This window comes from Daejeonella sp., assembly GCF_037719425.1.
In the GTDB taxonomy this organism is placed as follows: domain Bacteria; phylum Bacteroidota; class Bacteroidia; order Sphingobacteriales; family Sphingobacteriaceae; genus Daejeonella.
Map to the genome: position 1 here is coordinate 1 of NZ_JBBJNI010000074.1, position 3,981 is coordinate 3,981.

Genomic DNA, 3,981 nt, shown 5'->3' on the forward strand with positions numbered 1-3,981 from the left:
ATAGCCATTCCTAAATAAGGGTTCTTCACCTCTTTGGTTTCGCTCAGCCAGTTAGCTCCCTTATTATTATTATACATTGGGCAGTTAGTATAGTATAATTTTTGTGTTCCGCCTGCGCTTTTAGCAAGCTCATAAACCTCATCGCTCAGAGTTTCAAAATGCTCGCGCTGATGTTTGATGTTGGCTGCATTGCTGCTTATATGTTCAGCATGTTCTTGTGCATCATCATAAACATCTGTATATATCTTTTTTTGTTCTTCCTTCAGCGAGCTTTGATCAAATGCCTTTAAAGCCTTTACAAGGTTTTGGGCAGCCTCTGCAGCTGTCTTAGCGTCGTCCTGCGTCAAAGCATTTTTAACTTCGAAGTAAGGGTCTAAAATAGCCTGGATGGAAGAAGAGTTGGCTGGTGCAGCGCCGACCGTGGCAATAGTGTCCTTGTCCTTGGTACCCTGTGTTGCCGAGTCCCTTGAGGCATTATTGCATGAAGCAATTACCAGGGATGAAAGTGCGATACTGAAGATTAAAGTTTTCATGTTCGATTGTTTTGTAGGTTTAAAAATAAATCATACTATAAAGTTGCTTCCACTTTGCCGCAGCTAAGCATTGAACTGCCGTAATATGGGTTTTTTACCACCTTTTCCGAACTCAGCCAATAGCTTTTCTTCATAGGGCAGTAAACGCGGTATACAGGTTCGGAGCTAAGTTTTTCCGTTTTTGCGGTCGAGATCATTAGGGTTGACAGATCGGCAAATGCCGCCCGCTGAACTTTTATGTCTTTTGTTCCGGCGATCCGGGTGGCCTCTTTGGTTAGTAACACGCGAATGGCAACAGGCGGTGCGTTATCCGGTGCACCGGAAAGTGATTTTTTCAATTCTTCAGCTTTTGCAGCTGCAAGAAGGGCGTTGCCGCTGACCAGGGCATTGGTTATATTATAATACAAGGAAAGTACCGGTGAGGTTTGAACTTTTGTATTTTGAGCAAAGCCAGTTTGCGTTAAAGCAGCCGCCAATAGGGCTACTATAGATAATATCTTTTTCATGATCATAAAATTTTGTGTACTCATGCAAGTGTCATGAGGTTTATATAAAATTTAACTTATCATAGCTTAGCCTGATAAATTAATACATATTGTTGGGTGATTAGGTTTGAGAAAGGCAGAGTTGCCCGCTCGTGTTATCAGATCCGGAAGCTGCAGTTTCGGAGGTAAACAGGGGTATCCGGCGTTCGCGACGGAGCCTTGCTTGGATAATTACCGGTACTGACCGGATCAACATAGACCTTGTCCTGCCCGATAAAAGCAGCAAGAGGTGCTTCTACAGCCGATATGTTAAAATGGAAGACAATGGCTGAAGCTTTCAGAGATTCTTTCAGCTCAAGCTTATGCTGCTGGTCTTTACAGCAATCCTTTGAATCGCCCTTCTCCATGCCGCAATTGCCGCACTTGGTGGCTTTTTTATAATTCATGCTCCAATCCATTAGCTTACCCATGCAATAATGCAGATGCACCGTTGCGCCAGACGAAACGCCCAGGTAAAATGTTGCTAATAATATGATTATGAACTTCTTCATACAGTCGATGATACAAAGGTCATTAAAAATCTCAAGACATTTTTATATAATTCCGGTAAAAGTTTACATATTACCGTGTTTGATCTTGCGAAAGCTAAATCGATAGCCAACACTTTTACCAAGGTGCAAAGCCATAACTTCTTGTGAATGAAAACAATGAGATATATAGATAACATCAAAATGCTTAGTTTTTTCTTGAGAATCACATTAATCTGTTTATTAATAAGCTCCCCGTACGTAATATTCGGTCAAAGTAAATCTAAAAACTCTCAGCCTAATATCATTTTCATACTTGTTGATGATATGGGTTATGGTGATATCGGTGCCTTTTTTCAAAATCAGCGTAAGCAGAAAGGAGACAGAAGTGAGCCATGGTTGCTAACACCTCAACTAGATAAAATGGCAGCGCAGGGGGCGATGCTGCCCGAGCAATACTGCGCCGCACCGGGGCATGCTAACGTCCGGGATAACCAGTTTGATAAAGCGCTTGAAAATAATTATACTTTAGGTACCGTACTTCAGCGGGCCGGTTATTCCACGGCAGCAATAGGGAAATGGGGTTTGCAGGGACAGTCTAAAACCAGCGACTTTCCTGCCCACCCGCTTAAAAGAGGCTTCGACTATTATTACGGGTATATCTCACATAATGCAGGTCACGAACATTATCCAAAAGAGGGCCTCTATCGTAATCCAAAAGAGGTTTATGAAAATTATAAGGTGGTTAGTGGAGGCCTTGACAGATGTTATACCGGAGACCTATTTACTGCTAAAGCCAAACAATATATCATAGATCATAAAAAGGGTAAAGAGCCAGGCAAGCCGTTCTTTCTATACCTGGCTTATGACACTCCCCATGCGGTACTCGAACTTCCTGCTGCTGCATATCCCGCGGGAGGGGGGGTAAGAGGTGGACTCCAATGGCTTGGAAAGCCAGGAATGATGATTAATACGGCGGCTGGGATGCCGGACACCTATATGTATCCCGACTATGCTAATGCAACATATGATCACGATAAAAATCCCTCCACTCCTGAAATTGCCTGGCCTGATACATATAAACGCTACGCAAGCGTAAATCGCCGTATTGATGATCAAATTGGAGATCTTTTACAAACGCTGAAAGATCTTAAAATTGATAATAATACACTTGTGGTATTCACTTCGGATAACGGGCCTTCAAAAGAATCTTATCTGCCTAAATCCTATGCAGCTTATAACCCAGATTTTTTTAACAGTTTCGGTCCATACGATGGTATCAAACGTGATCTGCTTGAAGGTGGAGTAAAAATGCCTACTATCGCCTGGTGGCCAAAAAAAATACCAGAGAATACCCTGATTAAAACTCCAAGTATTTCATACGATTGGATGCCAACTTTTGCCGAAGCAGCAGGAATGCCTGCTCCGGTACGCGCCGATGGGATCTCTTTGCTTCCATCACTTACCGGGAAAGGCTTGCAGGACCGCAGTCAGGTTTACATAGAGTATTTTGAGCCCGGAAATACCCCTGATTATGCGGAATTTTTACCGGCTCACAAAAGGAAAAAGCGTAATCAGATGCAATTGATCCGGCTCGGGGATACCGTTGGTGTTCGTTACAATATACAGTCGGCTGATGATGATTTTGAAATTTATAATGTGTTAAAAGATCCGCAACAGGGTTCGAACCTGGCTTCATCTAATGTCCAAATGCAAAAGATGATGAAAGAACGAGTCCTGCAAATGCGTATGGCTGATGCCGAGGCTTCTCGTCCATATGATATGGAATTCATCTCGTCCATTCAGCCCGGTAAGGTAAATCGGGGGTTGAACATGAATCTGTATGCTGGCAATTATCCATGGTTGTCAAAATTAACTGATTTGGAACCTGTATATTCCAGTAAAACGCCGTCGCCAAAAGCTCAGTCTAAGACAGGAGGAATGATGAGCTTCGACGGTTATATAAATATTCCCGCTGATGGCGAATATACTTTCTATCTGTCTTCAGATACCAAAGCCTTTTTGAAGATACATGACGCCTCTGTAATTGATGAAGACTTCGGCTATATGCCAGGTGAGGAAAAACAATCAACTATGAAATTAAAAGCGGGGTATCATCCAATAAAGGTTTACTACAAAGCGAAAGCGGGATCTAAAACGTCAATGCTTAATATAAAATGGAGTGCTGACAATATCAAAAAAGAGACAATACCAGCATCTGTTTATTTTAACTGATAAAATTCAGGCGGTTGTATTCATTCGATGATTCAGTTCTGAGTTTCTGCGGTAATTTAAGAGTGCTTCGCTGATCCTTAAACCAGGAAGCATTTCCTGGGAGGTTTTAGTTTTACTGCCGTTCAAATTCCCCGCAACTTGCCGTGGGCTTATAAGCACCTCCGCCTTGTTGATACACCACTGATGCACCCAGATGGCCGC

At 42.6% G+C, this 3,981-nt stretch carries 5 protein-coding genes; 1 reads left to right on the forward strand and 4 read right to left on the reverse strand.

What is annotated here, in order from left to right:
• From WKF69_RS11040 to WKF69_RS11050, 3 genes are all read right to left on the reverse strand, one after another.
• On the reverse strand, positions 1 to 533 hold a 533-nt coding region (locus tag WKF69_RS11040; protein WP_340381889.1), incomplete at its 3' end, for a DUF3347 domain-containing protein.
• A gap of 35 nt (positions 534 to 568) precedes the next feature.
• The gene (locus tag WKF69_RS11045; RefSeq protein WP_340381891.1) at positions 569 to 1,039 is read right to left on the reverse strand and encodes a DUF3347 domain-containing protein; all 471 of its coding nucleotides are present in this window, start codon (positions 1,037 to 1,039) and stop codon (positions 569 to 571) included.
• 137 nt (positions 1,040 to 1,176) lie between these two features.
• Positions 1,177 to 1,569 (reverse strand): hypothetical protein, encoded by a 393-nt coding sequence (locus WKF69_RS11050; RefSeq protein ID WP_340381893.1) that lies wholly within the window; start codon positions 1,567 to 1,569, stop codon positions 1,177 to 1,179.
• Positions 1,570 to 1,716: 147 nt separating this feature from the next.
• Here WKF69_RS11050 and WKF69_RS11055 point away from each other — a divergent pair, with 147 nt between their 5' ends.
• On the forward strand, positions 1,717 to 3,780 hold the full coding sequence (locus tag WKF69_RS11055) for a sulfatase-like hydrolase/transferase (protein WP_340381895.1): 2,064 nt from the start codon (positions 1,717 to 1,719) through the stop codon (positions 3,778 to 3,780).
• 6 nt (positions 3,781 to 3,786) lie between these two features.
• On the opposite strand, the gene WKF69_RS11060 is transcribed toward WKF69_RS11055, so the two are convergent.
• The coding region (locus WKF69_RS11060; RefSeq protein ID WP_340381897.1) for a hypothetical protein at positions 3,787 to 3,981 on the reverse strand (195 nt) is incomplete at its 5' end.